Here is a 20012-nt window from a genome sequence, read left to right as displayed (position 1 = left end):
ATCAACGAGGTGCTGAGCATGGATTTCGTCTCGGACAGCCTGTCCAGTGGACGGCGCATCAAGTGCCTGACGGTGGTGGATGACTTCAGCAAGGAGTCCGTGGACATCACGGTGGACTACGGCATCTCGGGCCAATACGTCACCCGCGTGCTCGACCAAGTGGCAAGGTTCCGTGGCTATCCGGCAGCAGTGCGAACGGACAATGGCCCGGAGTTCACCAGTCGGGCGTTCCTGGCCTGGACGTACAAGAACGGGATTCGGCACATCCTGATTGAGCCGGGCAAGCCCATGCAGAACGGCTACATCGAGAGCTTCAACGGCAAGTTCAGAGATGAATGCCTCAACGAGCAGTGGTTTGAATCGTTGTCACAGGCCCGGGAGTGCATTGCACATTGGCGGCGGGATTACAACGAGGTCAGGCCGCACAGCAGTCTGGGACGCATCCCGCCGGCACGATTCGCCCAGCAGCACCGCCAGCGCGCTGGCGGTGCTGCTGGCAGTGAGCAGAAACAAAACTTCGATTAACCTTCAACCCCGGACTTCTCCAATCCGTTGGTACGGTCAATGGGGGCAGGTCACAGCGTCTGGACCACGCAAAGCATCACGAGGGTAGAGCAAAACATGACAGCAGAAGCGATTGTCGAACTACGCGCATTAGTCGGAAGCCTGGGAGAAAAGTGGCAAGCCAATTGGTGGGGAAGCGATTTCTTCAGTTTGACTGCGGGCGCTTTCCTTTCTCCCATATTCACCCGGTCTGTGTTCCTGGCACAGTACAACGGCGTGACGGCCGCTGCCGCCAAGGTCCATGACGAGGTGATCGGCGTTGGGCGGACCATTCACCTTTTCCGCTTACCCTTTGAACTCGAGCAGTCCTGCCAAGAGGTGGCCAACGACAAAGCCTTTGTGGCGCGCGTTCAAGCCCACCTGGGCGATCGACAGCAAGCGCTGAATCGGCTGGCTGAGCTCGCCACACCTGCGCAAACGGCCAGCCCTGGTCCGTCGCTGTTGGGCCTGGTGGGCGACGACATCACCGCAGACTTGGCTCGTGCCGCCGGTGTCTATGTGGCAGCCTTCCAACAGCAGGTCCAGTCCTTCCCCTATTTGAAGGAAGCTGCGTGAGCGATCCGCGGTACTACACCACCCAGTTGCAAGCAGGGTTGGGGCTGATCGAAGAAACCAAGCAGCTGCTGGAGGTCTACCAACCTGGCATGTCGGCGCCAGCCTTGTACGATGCTGCGCTGGCCTCGGGTCGGTTCCCGTTAGTGACAGCTCGCCGCTTGCGCAACATCGTCGTAGAGTGTTTTGCGCCCAGGTACTTGCGTTGCTCTGGCGTGTCATCCCATCTTCAGCGCTTGGTTCCCCAGCTTTCGTCGGCCGAACTTGCGCAACTGTTTTTTCTCTACACGGCCCGGGCCAACCTCGTCCTGGCCGATTTCGTTTGTGAAGTCTTCTGGCCCCGATATGCCGCAGGTCGGAACGACCTGGAGCTGGAAGATGCCCGCACCTTTGTCGTCAACAGCGTGCGCGAAGGCAAGACGCAGAAGCCTTGGTCCGATATCACGATCAAGCGCATCGCCTCGTACCTGATCGGCTGCTGTGTGGACTACGGTCTCTTGACGGTGACCGGTCGGCACAAGCGCTCCGTGGCCCCATACCGGATTCAACCCAAGGTGGCCCTCTACCTGGCTTATGAGCTTCGGTTCAGTGGCTTGGGCGACAACCAGGTGGTCTCACATCCAGACTGGAAACTCTTTGGCTTGGAGCCGCACGACGTTAGGGACCAACTCAAACGCCTATCGCTGCAGGGGCACCTGATTTTCCAAGCGGCATCCGATGTTGTCCACATTGGGTGGACCTACAAGAATATGGAGGAAGTGATCGATGTCATCGCTCAAGGCTGACTTCAACGAGCTCATGGAGCGTATCAAGCAAGGGCGGGAATTTGGTCACGCCAGCTTCGAGCCCATCTTCTACTTGGTCTTCTCGCCCAGCCAGATCCTGAACGTTAAGCGCGAGACGCCAGCGTGGGTTCATCGGCTCAAAAACGAAGGCTGGGACGTCGCTACTTTCTCCATCGCTGAGCATGTGGCCGACATCATCGAAAAGGCGCCGCTGCGCAAGATTTGGGTGGCTGCGGACCAGAAGGCCCCTCAGGCTTGGGACAAGACCAACGCTTCGCTGGCCAACGCCATCAGCAACGGGGCGCTGCAGGCACGCATTGAGGCCAAGTTGGCTGAACTGGAAGGCAAGACCAAAGCCATCCTGATCGTCACCGACCTGGAAGCTCTCCACCCCTACACACGCATCGGCGTGATCGAAGGCAAGCTCCAGGGCAAGTTTCATGTGCCCACCGTGTTCCTCTACCCGGGCGTGCGCACCGGCAAGACACGGCTGAAATTTTTGGGCTTCTATCCAGACGACGGTAACTACCGGTCGGTTCACGTGGGTGGCTGATCCAGGCAGGGAATCACAATATGAACATCAAGCAGCTTTTCGACCCATCCAAGAACATCCATCGCAGCATCGAAAAGGTCATCACCTACGGTGTTTCGCAGGAGGCCAGACTCCGGTCCGAAATCTCCGAATATGTGGTGACCGACAGCATCGACGAGCAGTTTGAAAACCTGCTGCTCAAGATGGAAGCCGCCATGGACGTTGGCGGCGAAAACGAAGTGGGCGTGTGGGTGTCCGGCTTCTATGGCTCGGGCAAGAGCTCGTTCACCAAATACCTCGGCCTGGCCTTCGATGACAGCATCAAGATCGATGGCGTGCCCTTCATCCAGCACCTGCAGGACCGCCTGAAGCGCCAGAGCACCAAGGCGCTGCTGTCCAGCGTGGCCAAACGCTTCCCCGCCGCCGTGCTGATGCTGGACCTGGCCAGCGAGCAAGTGGCAGGTGCCACCATGGAGGAAGTCTCCACCGTCTTGTTCTACAAGGTGCTTCAGTGGGCGGGCTACTCGCGCAACCTCAAGGTGGCCGCCCTGGAGCGCAAGCTCAAGAAGGAAAAGCGGTACGACGAATTCCTGGCGCTCTTCAAGGAGACGGCCGGTGGCGAGGAATGGGCCAACTACCGCAACGACGAACTCGTGGTGGACAGCCTCATCCCGGAGATCGCCCACAAGCTGTACCCTAACCTGTTCAAGACGACCACGTCCTTCACCACCGAAGCCAGCGAAATCGTCGTGTTCGAGAACGACCGCGTTCGCGAAATGCTGGAGATCGCCCGCGAAGCCTCTGGCAAGGAATACATCATCTTCATCATCGATGAAGTGGGGCAATACGTGGGGCCGCGCCCCAATCTGATCCTGAACCTCGATGGCCTGGCCAAGAACCTCAAGAACATCGGTGATGGCAAGGTCTGGATCGTGGGTACCGCTCAGCAAACGCTGACCGCTGACGACACCAAGGCAGCTTTGAACTCGCCCGAGCTGTTCAAGCTCAACGACCGCTTCCCGATCCAGATCGCACTCGAATCCAACGACATCAAAGAGATTTGCTACACACGCTTGCTGGGCAAGTCTGCAGCGGCAGAAGCCGAACTGGGCAAGCTGTTTGACCAGTTCGGCCAGCAGCTGCGCCAGAACACCAAGCTGGTGGATGCGCGAGTCTATGGCGTAGATTTCGACCGTAAGGCTTTCACCGACCTGTACCCGTTCCTGCCCTCGCATTTCGACATCCTGCTGCACCTTCTGGGCGCGCTGGCCAAGTCCACCGGCGGCATTGGTCTGCGGTCGGCCATCAAGGTGGTGCAAGACATCTTGATCGACGGGTCTGAAGGCAAGCCAGCAGTAGCAGAGCAGCCTGTTGGCTGGCTGGCCACCACGGTCACGCTGTTCGATGCGCTGGACAAAGACATCAAACGCGCCTTTGCCTCGCTACATGCAGCAGTGGAGAAGGTCACCAAGATCCGCTTCACCCATTCGGTGCTGCACCAGGACATCGCCAAGACAGTCGCGGTACTGCAAATCCTGGGCAACCTGCCCATCACGCGCCAGAACGTCACCAGCTTGATGCACGGCAGCGTGTCCGCCTCCTCGCAGGCAGACGCCATCGCCAAGGCCGTTGAAGACCTGATCAACGACCCCATCGTGCCGTTTGGCGAACAAGACGGCAACCTCTGCTTCTTCAGCGAAAAGCTGAACAACATCGAGCAAGAGCGCAGCCAGGTCGCCCTGCGCGGCGTGGAGTTGCGCCGCATCGTCAACGAAGCATTGACCGGCGTCTACGCCCCGCTGCCCACCACGCAGTTGCACGGCTCGTACGCTGTGTCCACGGGCTTGAAGTCGCAGTCCGCGGGTGGCATTCCTGCGGCCTTGGCGGGGGAGCGCAATCCCATTCAAACCGTGGTGGAGTTGTCTGACCCCAAAGAGGTGGACAGTGTGCGCACCCGCCTCACCGACGAGTCGCGCCACAACAGCGCGCGCTTCAACATCTTCCTGGTCGGGCGCACCACGCCCGAAATGGACGAACTCACGGCCGACATCTTCCGCTGCCGCGAAATCGCCACTCGGTATCGCAACGACCCAGACCAGGAAATTCGCGAGTACTGCAACGCCCAGGCCGACCGTGCCGAACAGTTGGCCGGCAAGTTGCGCCTGCAAATCCAGCGCAGCCTGCTGCAAGGCTCGTTCATCTTCCGCGGCCAGGTGGTGGCGGTGGACACCCTGTCGGCCGATCTGTTGGAGGCCGCGCGCAAACACCTGATTGAAGTGGCCGAACAGGTTTTTGACCGTTACGCCGAAGCGCCCGTGCGCGCGGGCACCGATCTGGCGGAGAAGTTCTTGCGAACCGGCAACCTCGCAGGCATCACCAGCGCCATCGACCCGCTGAACCTGGTGCAGACCCAGGGTGGGCGCCACAGCGTGCGCACCGACCACCTGGCCATGATCAGCATCCGCGATTACATCGATCGCAACGGTATGGTCGAAGGCAAGCGCCTGACCGATGTTTTCAGCGATGCGCCGTTTGGCTGGTCACCCGACACCTTGCGCTATGTTCTGGCCGCCATGCTGGTGGCCGGTGAGATCAAGCTCAAGGTGGCTGGGCGCGAGGTCACTGTTAATGGCCAGCAAGCCATTGACGCCCTCAAGACCAACAACGCGTTCAAGAGCATTGGTATTGCGCTGCGGGGTGGCGACAGGCCGTCGAACGAAGTGTTGGCCCGCGCCGCCACACGCCTCACCGAGCTGACCGGTGATTCCGTCATTCCACTGGAAGACGAGATCAGCAAAGTCACCACCAAGCTGTTCACCCAGCTGCAGCACCAATACGGACCGCTGACCGAGAAGGTCCGCGCGCTGAACCTGCCCGGTGTCGACCGCCTGGAGAACCTGACGCAGGAAATCAACGATGTGCTGCTGACCGATGCGTCGGACGCACCACGTCGCCTGGGCAACGAAGCGTCCGAACTGTTCAACAGCCTCAAGTGGGCGGCAGAGGTCAAGCTCAAGCTGGAGCAGGGCCTGGAGCCCACTCTGCAGGAGTTGGGCAAGCACTGCACCACCATCGGCAGCCTGCCCAATGTGGCCCTGCTGGCTACGTTGAAGGAAGAGTTGTCAGAAGACCTGGCCCTGATTCAGCAACGCCTGCAGCAGGCGGACTTTTTCCGCTACGCGGCCGACTTCAACACCAGCCTCACCACGCTTCGCGCCCTTGTACGCGACACGGTGCTGGCCATGCAGGACCTCATCAAGCAACGCGTCAAAGACGCTGAGGTGGACCTCAAGCGCGTGCCCGAGTGGACCAAGCTCACCCAGCAGGAACAAACCGAGCTGCTGGGCAGCCTGGACCGTTTGGTGGTACAAGCTCCGGCAGACCTGACCGGGCTGACCACCACCCTCAACACCGACTACGAACTGCAGTCCCTGGTGCAGACCCTCAAGCACCGCATTGAAAAGCTGGGTCAGCAACGCATCAAAGAGGAGCTGGAGGCGGCTCAACCGAAGGTGGTGGAAGGCGTGGCCCAGGAGCCGCGCAAGCCCATTGCCCGCAAGGTCACAGCGCGGCGCCAGATCACCAAACTCGAAGACCTGGACACGCTCATCGTCAACTTGCAACAGGTGCGCGGCGAACTCAAGTACGCCCATGCGTTTGATCTCAGCATTGAACTGGGAGACGAGTGAGCATGGCGTTCGACCAAAACACTCGGGGGCGCCTGCAGAAACTGGTCAACGCCTGCCGGGCCTTGCTCAGCGACGACTTCAGCATCCAGCTGCAGCAGGTCTATGGCCTGGACCCCAAAACGGGTGAAGTCACGCCCATGGCGCGACTGACCCACCTAGACGATCGCCAACGCCACACCGCCCAAGTGCTGCGCCAGGTGCTGGGCCACTACCTGGGAGCTGACGCGGACGACACCGAGCACCGCATCGCCGTCATCGACCGCATGGTTCGCGAGCAGGCCTTTACCGTGCTCAACCGCATGGCCGCGCTGTTGATGATGGAAGCCCGCGGCCAGTTGTTTGAATCGGTCAGCAAGGCCTACCAGTCCAGAGGCTTTCAGAGCTACGCACGCTTGGCCGGTGCCGCCTTGGGTGAAACCGGTCAGGCCTACCAGGCCTACCTGTTCAGCCTGTTCGACGAGCTGGCCCACGAGCTACAAGGCCTGTTCGATCGTTTTGCGGCCAACGGACTGCTGTTCCCGCGCGAGACAGCGCTGCGCGCCCTGCTGGACGAGTTGAACCACCCGGACATCATCCCCCTGTGGGCTGAAGACGAGACCATCGGCTGGATCTACCAGTACTTCAACTCGAAGGAAGAGCGCAAAGCCATGCGCGAGGCCAGCCAGGCGCCGCGCAACAGCCGTGAACTGGCCGTGCGCAACCAGTTCTTCACGCCGCGCTACGTAGTCGAGTTTTTGGTGGACAACACCTTGGGGCGCCTTTGGTATCAAGCGACCAAAGGCACCACCGCACTCAAGGAGCGCTGCCAATACCTGCTCTGCACGCCGCGAGACATTTTCCTCCGCCGGTTTGAAGCAGACGACTTGCGCCCGGGTTCGGTCGCTGCGCTCGTCCAGGCGGGTAAGTGGTCGGAGCTACCCGCCTTTGACACCAGCGAGGCCGGTGTGCAGGCGATGATCGAGTTTGCGCACTGCGTCAACACCTACGACCGCCACCCCAACGACACCTGGGGCGACTATTTCCAGCGGCTCGAAGCGGCCTTGCGGGCTCAGCGGTACGAAGCGTTGTCCACGCAAGAGCTGTGGGACGGTGTGTTTCTCATTTGCCGGGCCGACCGCCATGGTGGTGATGGCAGCGTCTACCAAGAGCGCTGGTTTGTGGAGGCTTGCCAAACCATCGTAGACCGCCTCAAGGCGGACGATGCGCAGCAAAAGCCGAACATCATTGCTTTTCATGTGGTTCGCGACCCCCGCACCCTGAAGCTGCTGGACCCGGCCTGCGGCTCCATGCACTTCGGCTTGTACGCCTTTGACCTGTTCGCCGAGATCTACCGCGAGGCATGGGCCTGGGAGCAGCAGCATGGCCCAGGCTCGCTGGATGTGTCGACGCAGCCTCAACTATTGCTCAAGCCCCTGTGCCAAACCTACGCGGACGAAGAGTCATTCCTGCGCGATGTTCCTCGCCTGATCATCGAGCACAACATCTACGGTGTGGACATCGATCCGCGGGCCGCCCAAATCGCGTCCTTGGCGCTGTGGCTGCGGGCCCAGCGCGCATGGCACGATGCTGGGGTCAAGGCCAAAGACCGCCCGTTGATCGGACATGGTCATGTGGTCGCTGCCATCGCCCCACCGGCAGAGCGTGAGCTACGCCAACAGTTTGCGGCCAGCCTGGATCCCCGCGACGCCGAGTTGTTTGAGAAGACTTTGCATTTGCTCAAGGGGCTGCCCGAGATGGGGGTCCTGCTCCAAGTTGAACGAGAACTGCCCAGCCTTATCCGCCAGGTCTACGTGGGCAAAGGCACAGGCCTCTTTGCCCAAGAGGAGCGGGCGGATTGGCTGGCCGCAGAGGCTCGTCTGCGCAAGGCACTGACCGACTTCGCGCAGGCAGCCAAATCAACCTATCAAGGGCGTCTGTTTGCGCAGGATGCGCTGCAAGGATTGCGGCTCATTGACCTGTGTCGGGAAGTGTTCGATGTGGTGGTGATGAACCCGCCGTTTGGCGCGCTGGCTGCCAATACCAAGGATCAACTGGTCAAAGCCTACCCGCGCAGTAAGAGCGATCTGCTGGCGATCATGGTTGAAAGAGGGTTGGAACTGCTCCGTGTTGGCGGTCGCATTGGTGCTATTACTTCGCGAACGTGCTTTTTTCTTTCTAGCTTCCAAATGTGGCGCGAAGAGATTGTATTGGGCATGGCTAGGCCGGACATCATGGCTGACCTTGGGAATGGGGTGATGGATGACGCAATGGTTGAGGCGGCAGCCTATGTGTTGGAGAAAAGAGTATGACCTTGTTTTTTCGCGTTGCTTCCGATGAAGATAAGCAATCAACGCTTGCCGAAAAATGTGGGCTGTATAGAGATGGGGAAGTTGGTATTCGAGAGATATTTGAGGTGTCCTCAAGCACCTTTGCTGATATTCCAGGCTCCCCATTTGCTTATTGGGCCTCGCCAAAAGTTGTTGATATTTTTCGATCCCTTCCTACCTACGGGAGAAGCGGGAGGGTGGTTAGGACAACTAACCCAACCACAGATGATTTCCGGTTTGCTCGTTTGTGGTGGGAGCCTAATAACTTCAAGGGGATAAGGTGGCGTTCATGGAATAAGGGTGGCGGCTTCAGTCCGTATTATCGTGATATTGAAACGGTTGTTCGTTGGGATGAGCAACGCGATACGTATCTCGGATATGTTGGCACGATCTATCGCCCCGATATTAGGCCGGCAAATCTGGAGTATTTCTCTCGACCGGGTTTGTCTTGGGGCTATCGAGGGTCACGATTTTGTATTCAGGCAATGCCAAGCGGTACGGTGATAAGTACCCGTGGGAATGGAATATACGCTGACTCCAGCTTGCTTTGCGTGGACTTGGGTTTGATGAATAGTTGTGTGCCTGATTTTCTCATCAAGCTCACTCTTGGCAGAAATGATCACCCTCAATTTGATATTGGTGACGTAAATGGAATTCCTTTGCCTTTGGTTTCAGATCAAGCAGGCGACAGACTAGCGAGCCTTGCGCGCCACGCGTGGCAGATTCGGCGAAAGCTCGATACCGTCACGGAAATCTCCCATGCATTTTTGCTGCCGTTGGCACTTCGACAGGCAAAGTTCGAACACTTGGGCTTATTCGACCCGTCCGCGATCGACGACGAAATTACTCGAATTCAAGCTGAGATCGACAACATCGCATTCGCTCTCTATGGTTTCTCCAACGCTGACCGCGCGGCTGCGTTGGGTGCAGTCAGCGGCGAAGCCCGTGATGACGCAGACGTCGACGGTGATGAGGACGAGGCTGCTCCTGACATCCCGAGCGCCGACGCGTTGCTGTCGTGGGCGATCGGCGTGGCCTTCGGTCGTTTCGATATTCGGCTCGCCACAGGAGAGCGCGTCGCTCCGCCTGAGCCCGAGCCCTTCGACCCACTGCCTGCGAAAAGCCCCGGCATGCTGCCCGACGGTGACGCCCCCTTCCATGCGCACGCAGGCATCCTGGTTGATGATCCCGGCCATGCCCACGACCTGGTCCGGATCACCGAGCGCGTGCTGGAGCGGGTGGACATGCCGGTGCCCGCGGATATGCAGCGCTGGCTGCAAAAAGACTTCTTCCCTTTCCACCTGCAGCGCTATTCCAAGAGCCGTCGCAAGGCGCCGATCTACTGGCCGCTGGCCACCGCCTCTGGCAGCTACACCCTGTGGCTGTATTACCCCAGCCTCACCAGCCAGACGCTGTACACCGCCATCAACGATTTCGTCGAACCAAAGCTCGTCGATGTGGTGAAAGAAGCTGCCGGGTTGAAGACCAAGGGCAGCGCTCGTAACAGAGAGGAAGAGAGGCGCCTGGAAGCCCTGACAACACTGGAAGCCGAACTGACCGACCTGCGCGACCAGCTCCAGGCCATTGCCCCGCAGTACCGGCCCAACCACGACGACGGCGTCCAGATCACTGCGGCCCCGCTGTGGCCGCTGTTCCGCCACAAGCCCTGGCAAAAGCTGCTCAAAGACACCTGGGCCAAATTGCAGAAGGGCGACTACGACTGGGCGAACCTGGCCATGAACTACTGGCCTGAGCGCGTGCGCGAGAAGTGCAAGACCGATAAGTCCCTGGCCATTGCACATGGCCTGGAGGACTTGTATGCGGAGCCAGAGGCAGCACCCAAGAAAGCCAGGGGCAGAAAAAAGAAGGAGGACGCTGAATGAGCGTGATGCAACAGTCGAGCCGGGCGCAGGACCGGACCTTGGGTGTGTGGTTCCAGCATATTCAGCAGGGCATGATCAAGCTGCCCCGGTTTCAGCGCTTCGAGGCCTGGGACCGCGGGCGCATCACGAGCTTTTTGAACACGGTCATCAGCAACCTGCCGGTGGGCGTCACGCTCGCCCTGGAAGTGGCCGGGGTTGAAAAGTTCGAGTCGCGCTACATCGTCAGCGCCGAGCCTGCCTCGAACGGCACGGTCACCCAACACTTGCTAGACGGCCAGCAGCGCCTGACCGCTTTTTGGCGGTCCATGCACAACAACTACGAGTGGGAGACCTTCTATGTCTACCTGCCGCAGTTCGATCGCACCCAACAGAACAAGGACGCCGACGCTGAGGTGCGCTGCGTCCCCCGGTGGACCAACAAGCACCAGCTGCGGATGCCACGCTGGGCCGATGAGCCCGCCAAATGCTTGGAGCGGGGCTTGTTGCCGGTGCACCTGCTGCGGCCTGGCGACCTGTCTTCTGAGATCGACACTTGGTTGACGCAGGCGACCAAGCCACTGGAACCGTCTGACACGGACCCGGATGCGCTTGCCAAGTACAAGGCCTACACGGCCATGCGCGACAAGATCAAGGCTGAGATCACCTCCCTCCGAGAGAGGGTCACGCACTTCAACTTGCCTTATCTGTCGCTGCCGTCTGACACCAGCAAGGACGTGGCGCTGCAGGTGTTCATCAACATGAACACCAACAGCAAGCCGCTGTCGCTTTACGACATCATCGTGGCCGAGGTGGAAAGTGTGGCCGGGCGGTCTCTGCACGACCTGGAAACGGCCTTGGTGACCAAGCACCCGAAGGCGTCCCGCTATGGCGATGTGTCTGACCTGATCCTCGCCACCTCGGCGCTGCTGCAAGAGAAGCTCCCCAATGCCCGCGGCATGGTGGAAATGGACAAGCGTGCGCTGCTGGATAAATGGCCTAAGCTGGAACGGGGTTTGGACCGCATGGCCAGCTTTCTGGAAGGGGAGCGCATTTTTGACGAAGCGCGCCTGCCCACCAACGCCGTGTTGGCTGTGATCGCGGCGGCGTATGAGCTGATCCCGGAAGACGGTGACTTCTTGGCCAAGGCAGAAAAGCTGCTCAAGCGCTACCTGTGGTCGTCTTTTTTCTCTGACCGGTACGAAAACTCCGCTGCTTCGCGGGCCTATGCCGATTTCAAAGCACTCAAGGCCTTGTTAGTGAAGCAGACGTTTAACGACGCGGAGCTGACCACTGTGCCGGTGCTGAACCGCGCCGAGAGCCCACTGGCCGATGTGGATTCATTGCTGGCAGCGCGGTGGCCCAAGGCGGCGGGCATCGAAGCACGGGCGATCTTGGCGGTGTCGCTGTATTTGGGCGCCAACGACTTTGCAGACAACCGAACAGCGACATACGACAGCATCCAGAAACGGGAGTACCACCACGTCTTCCCAGATGCTTTGTTGTCTGAGGCCGGAATTGAGAGCTACCTGGCCCTGAACTGCGCTCTGATTACCTGGAAGACCAACCGAATCATTGGTCGCAAAGATCCTCTTGAGTATTTGAATGAGCGGGTCGCCGCTGCCGATGCGGCGACGGTCAAAGAGCGCCTGCGCTCGCACTTGATTTCCTTCGACCATTTGTCCAAGGCGCACTACGCGGGGCTGTCTGGGGACGACCTGACGAAGAAGTTAAAAGAGGACTTCGCCCAGTTCTTGCAAAGCAGAGCTGCCCTCGTCGTGGCGGCGATGAATAAGTTGGTCGCGGGTGAAACGCCTCAGTTGGAAGAGGTCTGGCAGAGCCAATCAGCGCCAGATGCTTCTTGAAGTCGGCTTGCCATTGAGGGAGGAGAAAAAAACATGTTGATCTACGCAAACAGCTTTTGGTTTGAACCGACGGGAGGGCCTGCCGAGATCATCGATTTCATTGCCAAGTGGGTGGGCCAGCGTGCCAAAAGTTTTGTGGATGGTGACCGACTTGCCCAAGGTATCCGCGAGTTGAAGCTCCGTGACGGCAGCACCCTCACCTCTAATACCACCGGTAATTTGGCTGAGGAGTTGACCTACCCATACCTGTTCAGTGCGCAGCTGAGCCACAGGGACGAGATGGTGTCTGGCCGCAAATGGATCACCGAGGTAGGTCTGCGCCAGGAAGCGGCGGGTAAGCCCGTGGAATGCTCCCTGTTGCTCAAGACCGATGAGGTCAGCGCCAGAGTGACTGCTCCCATTCAGGTAACGCGCCCCAAGCTGGTTGAGCAACTCATCAGGGCCTGTCGGCCGGCGGCAGATACGCCCGGTCTGGTGGTCAAGACCCTGGATGAAAACAGCGCGAAGGCGTTTTTGCACGAGGTGGAACGTGATGCGCGGAGGTACCCGCTGGTGTTGATCAGCTGCTCGCGCGAGGGGGGCTTTCCGGTGGAGCCTGAGCGCCTCCGCTCCGTGCTGGCGGGCTTGGCAGAAGTGGTGGCGGTTCCCAGCGGGGTGGACACTTTTGCCATCGAGGAAGAGGTCGGGCGGCGACACATGGCGTTTGGTGGTGCGGTGAACGTAGTCTTCCCGGTTCGGCATGGAAACAGGGATCGCTTCTGTGAAACGGTACTCATGCGACCTGATGCAATTGCAGACCTCTTGAGCGGAGGCAAATCGCTGGAGTCGGAGGTGTTGGCGGCCATCACACACCGCACCAATTTACCGGCATCGTGGCGACACATTTCGCCAGCGAAGGTGGACCAGGCGATCCTGCACGGTCGGGTCTCGGCTTTGCTGGAAAAAGCCAGGGGTAGCGCCCACGCGGGCGAGTTAACCGAGTACGTTGACCTGTTGCAAGCTGCCGATCAAGAGCTGTTGAGCAAGGATGCTGACCTGAAACAGGTAAGAGCAGACTTCGAAGCCAAGGACGAAGAGGTTCGAGACTTGAAGGCGGAGATCTTCAACCTGAAGCAAACCCTGAGCGGGCTGCAGGCAGACGATGGACAGGATGGAGTCATGGAGGCATTGGAGCCGCTGCGCGAGAAGATGGTGGACCTGGTCAGTTCCAAGCCAACGCTGCAAAAGGTGGTGGACCTGATGGCAACCCTGTACCCGGACCGGTTGGTGTTTCTGGAGACCGCCATGGCATCGGCGAAGGACTCGGACCGGAATGGATTCAAGCTCGCCGACAAGGCCTGCGAGCTGTTGCACACCCTCGCGACCGAATACTGGGCCGCGTTGATGGATGGCAAGGGAGATCAACATGCCAAGGGAGTGTTCGGGCAAAACGCTTTCGCAGCCAACGAATCGGAATCGTTAAGCAATGAAGGCAAGAAGTTGCGCACCTTCAACTACCGTGGCCGGGACTTCGTCATGGAAAAACATCTCAAGCACGGCGTGAAAGACAGCAAGGCCGAAACGCTACGCATCCACTTTGAGTGGCTGCCCAGCGAGAAGAAGCTGGTGGTCGGTCACTGCGGCAAACACTTGAACTTCTGAAAGCCCGTTGAATGAGCATTGCAGACTTCATCCAGAACCAAGTACTGCGCCCACGGGTGCAAAAGGCCGGTGCCCTGGTGGTGTACGACCCCGAGCAGCGATACCGGGAGGTGTGCGCCCAGATGGCTGACGACAAACTGGTGGTGGTTGATGCCACCGCCAACAGTATCGAAAGCCGCCTGCTGGCTATGCAGGGCTTGCGCAATGTGGTGGTGCAGCAGTTGCAAGGCTTGTTGGTTTACGTGCCGACCAAGGCTCCTGAGAGCGAAGAGGAGAAACAGATCAATCCGTTCTCGCCTGTCGCTGCGGCGGGCATGGTGTTTCCCGAGGGGGACGGTGACAGCTATGAGAGCCTGTGTCTGAAGGCCAAGCCTGACCACGTGTCGGCCATTCGCGCGGTTTTTGCTCAAGACGCGAGCCCTACCTTTGCCGTGGTGGATGCGGTGGGTGGTGGCCTGGGATGGCCTAATCTGCGTGCGTTGCTGCACGTGGAGTCTGCGCGCGACATTTTGTTTGCACTTTTGGCCCCGAATGCTTCGCAGGTGGCTGCGCTGAACGGTAGCGAAGCCTGGGTGACCGAAGTGAAGGACCTGCTTAAAAACAGCATTGGCCTGAGCTTGAAAACCCGCGGCAAAAAATGGGACTCGGTCTCGGCTGAACTGTGGCGCTTTGTGCTTTTCAGCGAGTTCACGTTTGATCTGCCTGGTGCACTGCCTGATGCGCTGGCCGATGTTCCCAGGGCGGAAGTCAACAGCCAGCCCTTGATCGACGACTTGTGTGATCGGCTGCGCAATGATCGCCGCACACAAAGCATCTATATCGAGAATGCAGAGGGAATTGAAGCAGACCTCAAGTTGGTGAAGCTTTTCGAGGGCTGGGCCGACTTGGGAACGCGCGATACCTTTCCGTTTGAAGAGAGAACGTTCCTGGCAAGGGCTATTGACGGCGTCTTGCGCGATGACATGGATCGCAGCCGCAGCATTCTCAAGCAGCACCAAAGGTCAGTGTGGACGGGCAAGGGTGAAAGCCGCGCACAGTGGGATTTAATCCGCGCGGCGGTCGAGCTCATCCAAACCTGCGAAGACATGGACCGGCAACTGGCCGATAACGCACGCAACGCCGAAGCGCTGCTTGTGTTTTACACCAGCAGTCTGCGCGAGGTTGATCGCCTGCACCGGGAGTTTGAGCAGGCTGTGAGCGACTACGACTGGCAGGACGCGAACGGCCTGATGGCGCCAGTAAAGCACCAGGTGCGCAAGCAGTACGGCAAGCTGGTTGAGAAAGTGCAGCAAATCTTCGTTCGCCACGTAGAAAAAAGCGGCTGGCCATTGGCTGGCTACTTGGCCAACTCCGATGTGTTTGACCGGGTGGTGGCCCCCAAGCTGCAAAAGAACGGCCATAAGGTGGCGTTCTTGATGATCGATGCTTTACGCTATGAACTGGGCGTCGCGCTGGAGCGGCAACTGGCGGAGGACGGACAGGTTCACCTACAAGCTGCCCTGGCGCAACTACCCAGCGTGACGCCTGTGGGCATGGCCAGTCTGCTGCCCGGTGCGGGGGCGCAACTGCGCTTGAGCAACAACGCGCAAAGCCTGGTGCCCATGCTGGGTGATCAGGTGGTGGAGACGGTGACGCAGCGGATGAACGTGCTCAAGCAACGCTATGGGCAGCGCTTTGAAGAGGTTCGCCTGGAAGACTTTGTGCGTGGGCGGGCGAATTTCTCAGCCGATGCGGATCTGTTGGTATTGCGTGCGGTCGAAATCGACAGCCATTTCGAGAATCACCCCGACACGGCGCCCGGTGAAATCACCCATGCGCTCAAGCGTATTCGGGTGGCGATCAATCTGCTCAAAAAGCGCGGGTTCAACGAGGTGGTGATCGCCACCGATCATGGTTTTTTCATGAATACGCACGCTGGCGCGGGCGATGTGTGCCCAAAGCCAATGGGCAACTGGCTGCCAGTGCACGACCGCTGCGCGCTGGGAGATGGTGCTGGCGACGGTAACCACCTGGTGGTGCCCGCAGAACGGATGGGCATTCGCGGAGATTTCGCCAAGATCACTATGCCGACCAGCTTGGCTGCTTACCGAGCTGGCCTACTGTATTTTCATGGCGGGCTTTCACTGCAGGAATGCGTGGTGCCTGTGATCAGCATGCAATTGAAGGTCAGCACGCAGCCCAGCGTGCACCAGGCGACCATCTCCATGACCTACCGAAACGGTGCAAAGGCCATCACGACCCGTGTACCGGTAATCGAGTTGAGCGTGGACACCGCAGACATGTTCTCGGTGGACAGCGGCTTCGAAGTCTTGCTGGAGGCGCACGACCCGCAGGGAGACGTGATCGGTGAAGCCAAGGCGGGTGGTGCGGTGAATCCGGCCACAGGCACCTTGACGCTGAAGCCCGGGGAGAAGGTCCAGGTCACCGTGAAAATGCACATGGACTTTGAGGGTAAGTTCAAGCTCAAGGCCTTGAATCCATCCACCTTTGAGATCTACGCGCAACTGGATTTGGCGACCAACTACGCGGTATGAAAACCATGAACGAACTCGACCGAAAACTGATCGATGCCTTTGACGGCAAGGTGCTCAGAAAGGACCTGTTGCACCGCATCAAGAAGGGCACCAACGTGCCCACCTTCGTGTTGGAGTTCTTGCTGGCCCGCTTCTGTGCGAGCGATGACCAGGCGGAAATGGATTCCGGCATGGAGGCGGTGATCGCGAGCCTGCAGGACAACTACGTCAAACCCGACGAAGCCAACGCGGCGCAGTCCAAGGTGGCGACCAAAGGCAAGCACCGCTTTATCGACAAGATTCATGTGCGGTACGTCGAGAAGGAGAAGCGGCACTGGGCGTCGCTGGAGAACTTCAACTCGCAGCGCATCGCGATCGGCGAGAAGTTTTACCGGGACAACGACCGCTTGCTCGAAGGCGGCATCTGGGCCGAGGTCACGCTGGCGCATAACCCGATTGAAGAGGATGACTACGCCTTCCACGTGGAAGACATGCGGCCCATCCAGATCAGTCGGTTTGACTTTGAGCGCTACTGCGAAGGGCGCAAGCAGTTCACGCGCGACGAGTGGGTGACCATCATCCTGCGCACGGTGGGGCTGGAGCCTGACAAGCTCTCGAAGCGGGTGCAGATGCACTTCATTGCGCGCCTGGCCGCGCTGGTTGAGCCGAACTACAACTATATCGAGCTGGGGCCTCGCGGCACCGGCAAGTCGTACTTCTTCAGTGAGTTTTCGCCGTACGCGACGCTCATTTCTGGTGGTCAGGCCACGAAATCCACCCTCTTCTACAACAATGCCCGTCGTAAGGTGGGCCTGGTGGGGTTCTGGGATACGGTTGCGTTTGACGAGGTGGGTGGCATCAAGGTCAAAGATCCCGACACGATCCAGATCATGAAGGACTTCATGGCCAATGGGCGCTTCTCCCGTGGCGCCGAGGTCATTGCCGATGCGAGCTTGAGCTTCGTGGGCAACTTTGACCTGTCGATCAGCCAGGTGGTGAACTCGGTCAAGCATGACCTTTTCCAGCCGTTGCCAGCAGAGTTTGACCTGGCTGTGATGGACCGGTTTGCCGCATATATCCCTGGCTGGGAGATGCCCAAGAACAGCAGTGCGTTCCTGACCAACAACTACGGATTCATCACTGACTATTTGGCCGAGGCGTTCCACCACCAGTTCAAACACACGAACCGGTACGAGGAAGTCACTAAACGCATTCGCCTGGGCAAGTCGGTCGAAGGTCGGGATGAAAAAGGCATCAAGAAGACGGTGTGCGCCTTCCTCAAGATCCTGCACCCATCGGGCACGGCCACGGACGAAGAGTTCGAGGAATACGTGGCCTACGCGGTGGAATGCAGGCGGCGCGTAAAGGAGCAGATGAACAAGCGCAAGCCTGACGACGAGTTTGCTCAGATCAATCTTTCCTACCAACGCACGGATGGCACTGAGGTTGTCGTGTTCTGTCCCGAGTCGAAGGATGCGAGTGCTACGCAACAACCCGCAAGGACATCGCTGAGCCCTTCAGAGGCGGGCGCTCTGGACCTGGGGGAATCGCATGGCACGGCCCTTGATGTGACGCTCACGAAGCCAGCCGAGCTGGCAGAGTTTGCGGCCGTAGTTACAACACCGGCGCCAGCGCAAGCTGCGCTAGAACCGGCGCCTGCCGAACAGCACTTCACCATCCTGTACGGCGACACGGGTCACACCTACGAGTCCATCATGGGGCCGTACCTGCAGGGCGCGAAAACGGTTCAGGTAGAAGATCCCTATATCCGTTTGCCTCATCAGATCCAGAATTTTGTACGGTTCTGTGAGGCTGTTTTGAAAGCAGGAACATTGCGCAAGATCTCGCTGATGACTAGCTTCGACGACACCACGCCGTTGGCCGACATGAACGACAAGCTTGATCAGCTGCGCCAAAGCCTGCTGGAGCAGGACGTAGAGCTGGAAATCAATGTCAACCCCAATCTGCATGACAGAGAGATTCGACTCGACAACGGCTGGGTCATCAAGATCGGTCGGGGTCTGGACTTCTACCAACGACCTAGCAGCTGGTTCGAGATAGGCGCTATGGATATGAGTCTGCGCAGATGTTTGGAGACCAAGGTGGACATCTTTAGAGCCTGACGCACCGCGGGCAACCGGGGCCTGATAAGCAATAGACCTAATCCGTGGGCAACTGTGCTCACTGCGAAGCCAATCGCAATTCAAGCACAGCGGCGATGCATCCCCGCAGGGCACCTTGGCCTATTGCTTGGAGCAAGGTCGGGAGCGCGCTTTCGTCCTCTGTGCGACCCCGTGCCTATAAACAGGCCAGCATCTTCAGAATTTCTGCGCGTACGGGCGTTCCTGCTTTCTTGTACAAGAGGAGCAACTCAGCGATCTCATCATCCTCATCCGCAAAGAAGAAAGCCACTGGCACATCCAGCACCTTGGCCAATTTGCGCACGGTGAGCAAGTCGGGCCGATGGATGCCCAGCTCGTAACGGTTGATCCGCGTGCTCGCTACGAAGGCATCGATCCCTGCCTCAATCCCCAGCATTTTTTGAGACAAGCCAGCGTTGAGCCTGGCTTGCTTAAGCCTGGCTCCCCACCGTTGATCCGCCTCTGACATCTCACGTCCCATAGGACTACGAGAGTCGTAGTTATGCGGTTTTGCTGATACTACGAGTTACGTTGTATTTGGCAATGCATCATGACGATGAATGCTGCCCGCAACTCATCGATAGCCTGGGTTGCCGACCGCGAGGACGTGCGGTAAGCCCTGGGCAACCACCACCCAGTCCATCCTCAAGGGGATCGCTTGAAACTACGAATTACGTAGCCATTCACCGCTACTTCCCGCCTTTGATGGCGGCCTATCTGCATATTCTCAATTGCTACGAATTACGTAGCTTTTGACGAGGGTCGATGCGGCCTATCGCAGCAGAAGGGAGCATCAATGATGGGGAGGCAGACTTCGAGTGGACTGGGGGATGCGCTCGTTGGCGTTGGTGCCGTGAGGCCCGTCGCGGCGTGGTTTAGAGCAGCGGGAGTGGCATGGCACTGACCATTTCCACCAACGTTCCTTCGCTGAACGCGCAACGGAACTTAGGTATCAATCAGGCAGGCTTGGCTACGACCATGCAGCGCCTGTCTTCGGGCCTGCGTGTCAACACGGCCAAGGACGACGCGGCAGGTCTGGCGATCAGTGAACGCATGCTCACGCAGGTCAAGGGCATGGACGCCGCCAAGCGCAACGCCAACGACGGCATCTCGCTGGCGCAGGTAGCCGAGGGGTCAATGCAGAAGATGACCGAAATCCTGCAACGTGGCCGCGAGTTGGCGGTGCAGGCGGCCAACGGCACCAACTCCCGAAGTGATCGTCAAGCCCTGTTTGCCGAATACTCCCAACTGCTCCAAGAGTTTGAACGCATGTCCCAGACGGCCAACTTTAATGGTCACAAGCTCTTGGATGGAAGCTTTACCGCACAGACGTTTCAGGTGGGGGCCAACGCTGGGCAGACCATTGATGTATCAGTGCCCGCCCTGAAAGCAAATACTTTGGGCTTCCATCGCACCTCTAGGGAAGGTCTGCAAAACCCAGTCCGCCTGCGTGTCCGAGCTGACTGAGGCACGTTGAGTTTCGCGATGCGGATCGAAGCGACGATGGCAGCTCGATTCGCCGGCAAATTCCGGCGTTATGAGCCAGCGGCACGCCCATTTGACGC

The 20012-nt window shown here is 59.0% G+C and carries 12 protein-coding genes and 1 pseudogene; 12 read left to right on the top strand and 1 reads right to left on the bottom strand.

Annotated features, from left to right (window positions below; all coding sequences use genetic code 11):
• From BN2503_RS16470 to brxL, 11 genes are all read left to right on the top strand, one after another.
• A partial coding sequence (locus BN2503_RS16470) for an integrase core domain-containing protein (protein WP_148639766.1) occupies positions 1 to 525 on the top strand: 525 nt, incomplete at its 5' end.
• A gap of 96 nt (positions 526 to 621) precedes the next feature.
• Positions 622 to 1119 carry a BrxE family protein gene (locus BN2503_RS16465; RefSeq protein ID WP_054257723.1) on the top strand — a complete coding sequence of 166 codons (498 nt, stop codon included), beginning with the start codon at positions 622 to 624 and terminating at the stop codon, positions 1117 to 1119.
• Positions 1116 to 1901 carry a BrxA family protein gene (locus BN2503_RS16460; RefSeq protein ID WP_054257720.1) on the top strand — a complete coding sequence of 262 codons (786 nt, stop codon included), beginning with the start codon at positions 1116 to 1118 and terminating at the stop codon, positions 1899 to 1901. Before BN2503_RS16465 ends, BN2503_RS16460 begins: the two co-directional genes overlap by 4 nt.
• Positions 1882 to 2454, top strand: coding sequence for a BREX protein BrxB domain-containing protein (locus BN2503_RS16455; protein WP_054257719.1), 573 nt, complete (start codon positions 1882 to 1884; stop codon positions 2452 to 2454). The genes BN2503_RS16460 and BN2503_RS16455 overlap by 20 nt, the downstream gene beginning before the upstream one ends.
• A 20-nt stretch (positions 2455 to 2474) precedes the next feature.
• Positions 2475 to 6122 (top strand): BREX system P-loop protein BrxC, encoded by a 3648-nt coding sequence (brxC, locus tag BN2503_RS16450; RefSeq protein WP_054257718.1) that lies wholly within the window; start codon positions 2475 to 2477, stop codon positions 6120 to 6122.
• Positions 6123 to 6124: 2 nt separating this feature from the next.
• Complete coding sequence (locus BN2503_RS20750) at positions 6125 to 8410, top strand: Eco57I restriction-modification methylase domain-containing protein (protein WP_217647518.1); 2286 nt, start codon at positions 6125 to 6127, stop codon at positions 8408 to 8410.
• A gap of 596 nt (positions 8411 to 9006) precedes the next feature.
• Entirely contained in the window at positions 9007 to 10311 is a 1305-nt protein-coding gene (locus BN2503_RS16435; protein WP_233495106.1) for a hypothetical protein, read from the top strand.
• A complete protein-coding gene (locus tag BN2503_RS16430; RefSeq protein ID WP_054257716.1) occupies positions 10308 to 12152 on the top strand; it encodes a DUF262 domain-containing protein in 1845 nt (614 codons plus the stop codon). Before BN2503_RS16435 ends, BN2503_RS16430 begins: the two co-directional genes overlap by 4 nt.
• 33 nt (positions 12153 to 12185) lie before the next feature.
• Positions 12186 to 13793 carry a hypothetical protein gene (locus BN2503_RS16425; RefSeq protein ID WP_054257715.1) on the top strand — a complete coding sequence of 536 codons (1608 nt, stop codon included), beginning with the start codon at positions 12186 to 12188 and terminating at the stop codon, positions 13791 to 13793.
• 11 nt (positions 13794 to 13804) lie between these two features.
• Positions 13805 to 16327 carry a PglZ domain-containing protein gene (locus BN2503_RS16420; RefSeq protein WP_054257714.1) on the top strand — a complete coding sequence of 841 codons (2523 nt, stop codon included), beginning with the start codon at positions 13805 to 13807 and terminating at the stop codon, positions 16325 to 16327.
• 5 nt (positions 16328 to 16332) lie between these two features.
• Positions 16333 to 18429, top strand: a complete 2097-nt coding sequence (gene brxL, locus BN2503_RS16415; protein ID WP_054257722.1) for a BREX system Lon protease-like protein BrxL — start codon at positions 16333 to 16335, stop codon at positions 18427 to 18429.
• 175 nt (positions 18430 to 18604) lie between these two features.
• Here brxL and BN2503_RS16410 read toward each other — a convergent pair whose 3' ends face one another.
• Entirely contained in the window at positions 18605 to 18916 is a 312-nt protein-coding gene (locus BN2503_RS16410; RefSeq protein WP_054257721.1) for a helix-turn-helix domain-containing protein, read from the bottom strand.
• Positions 18917 to 19341: 425 nt separating this feature from the next.
• Here BN2503_RS16410 and BN2503_RS16405 point away from each other — a divergent pair.
• A pseudogene (locus BN2503_RS16405) lies at positions 19342 to 19851 on the top strand (flagellin N-terminal helical domain-containing protein); the annotation flags it as partial.
• Between the last annotated feature and the right edge of the window lie 161 nt (positions 19852 to 20012).

It is taken from the genome of Paenacidovorax caeni, from assembly GCF_001298675.1.
Lineage (GTDB): Bacteria > Pseudomonadota > Gammaproteobacteria > Burkholderiales > Burkholderiaceae_C > Paenacidovorax > Paenacidovorax caeni.
Note: the sequence above shows the minus strand (reverse complement) of the source record. Positions and strands in the feature narration are given on the sequence as shown.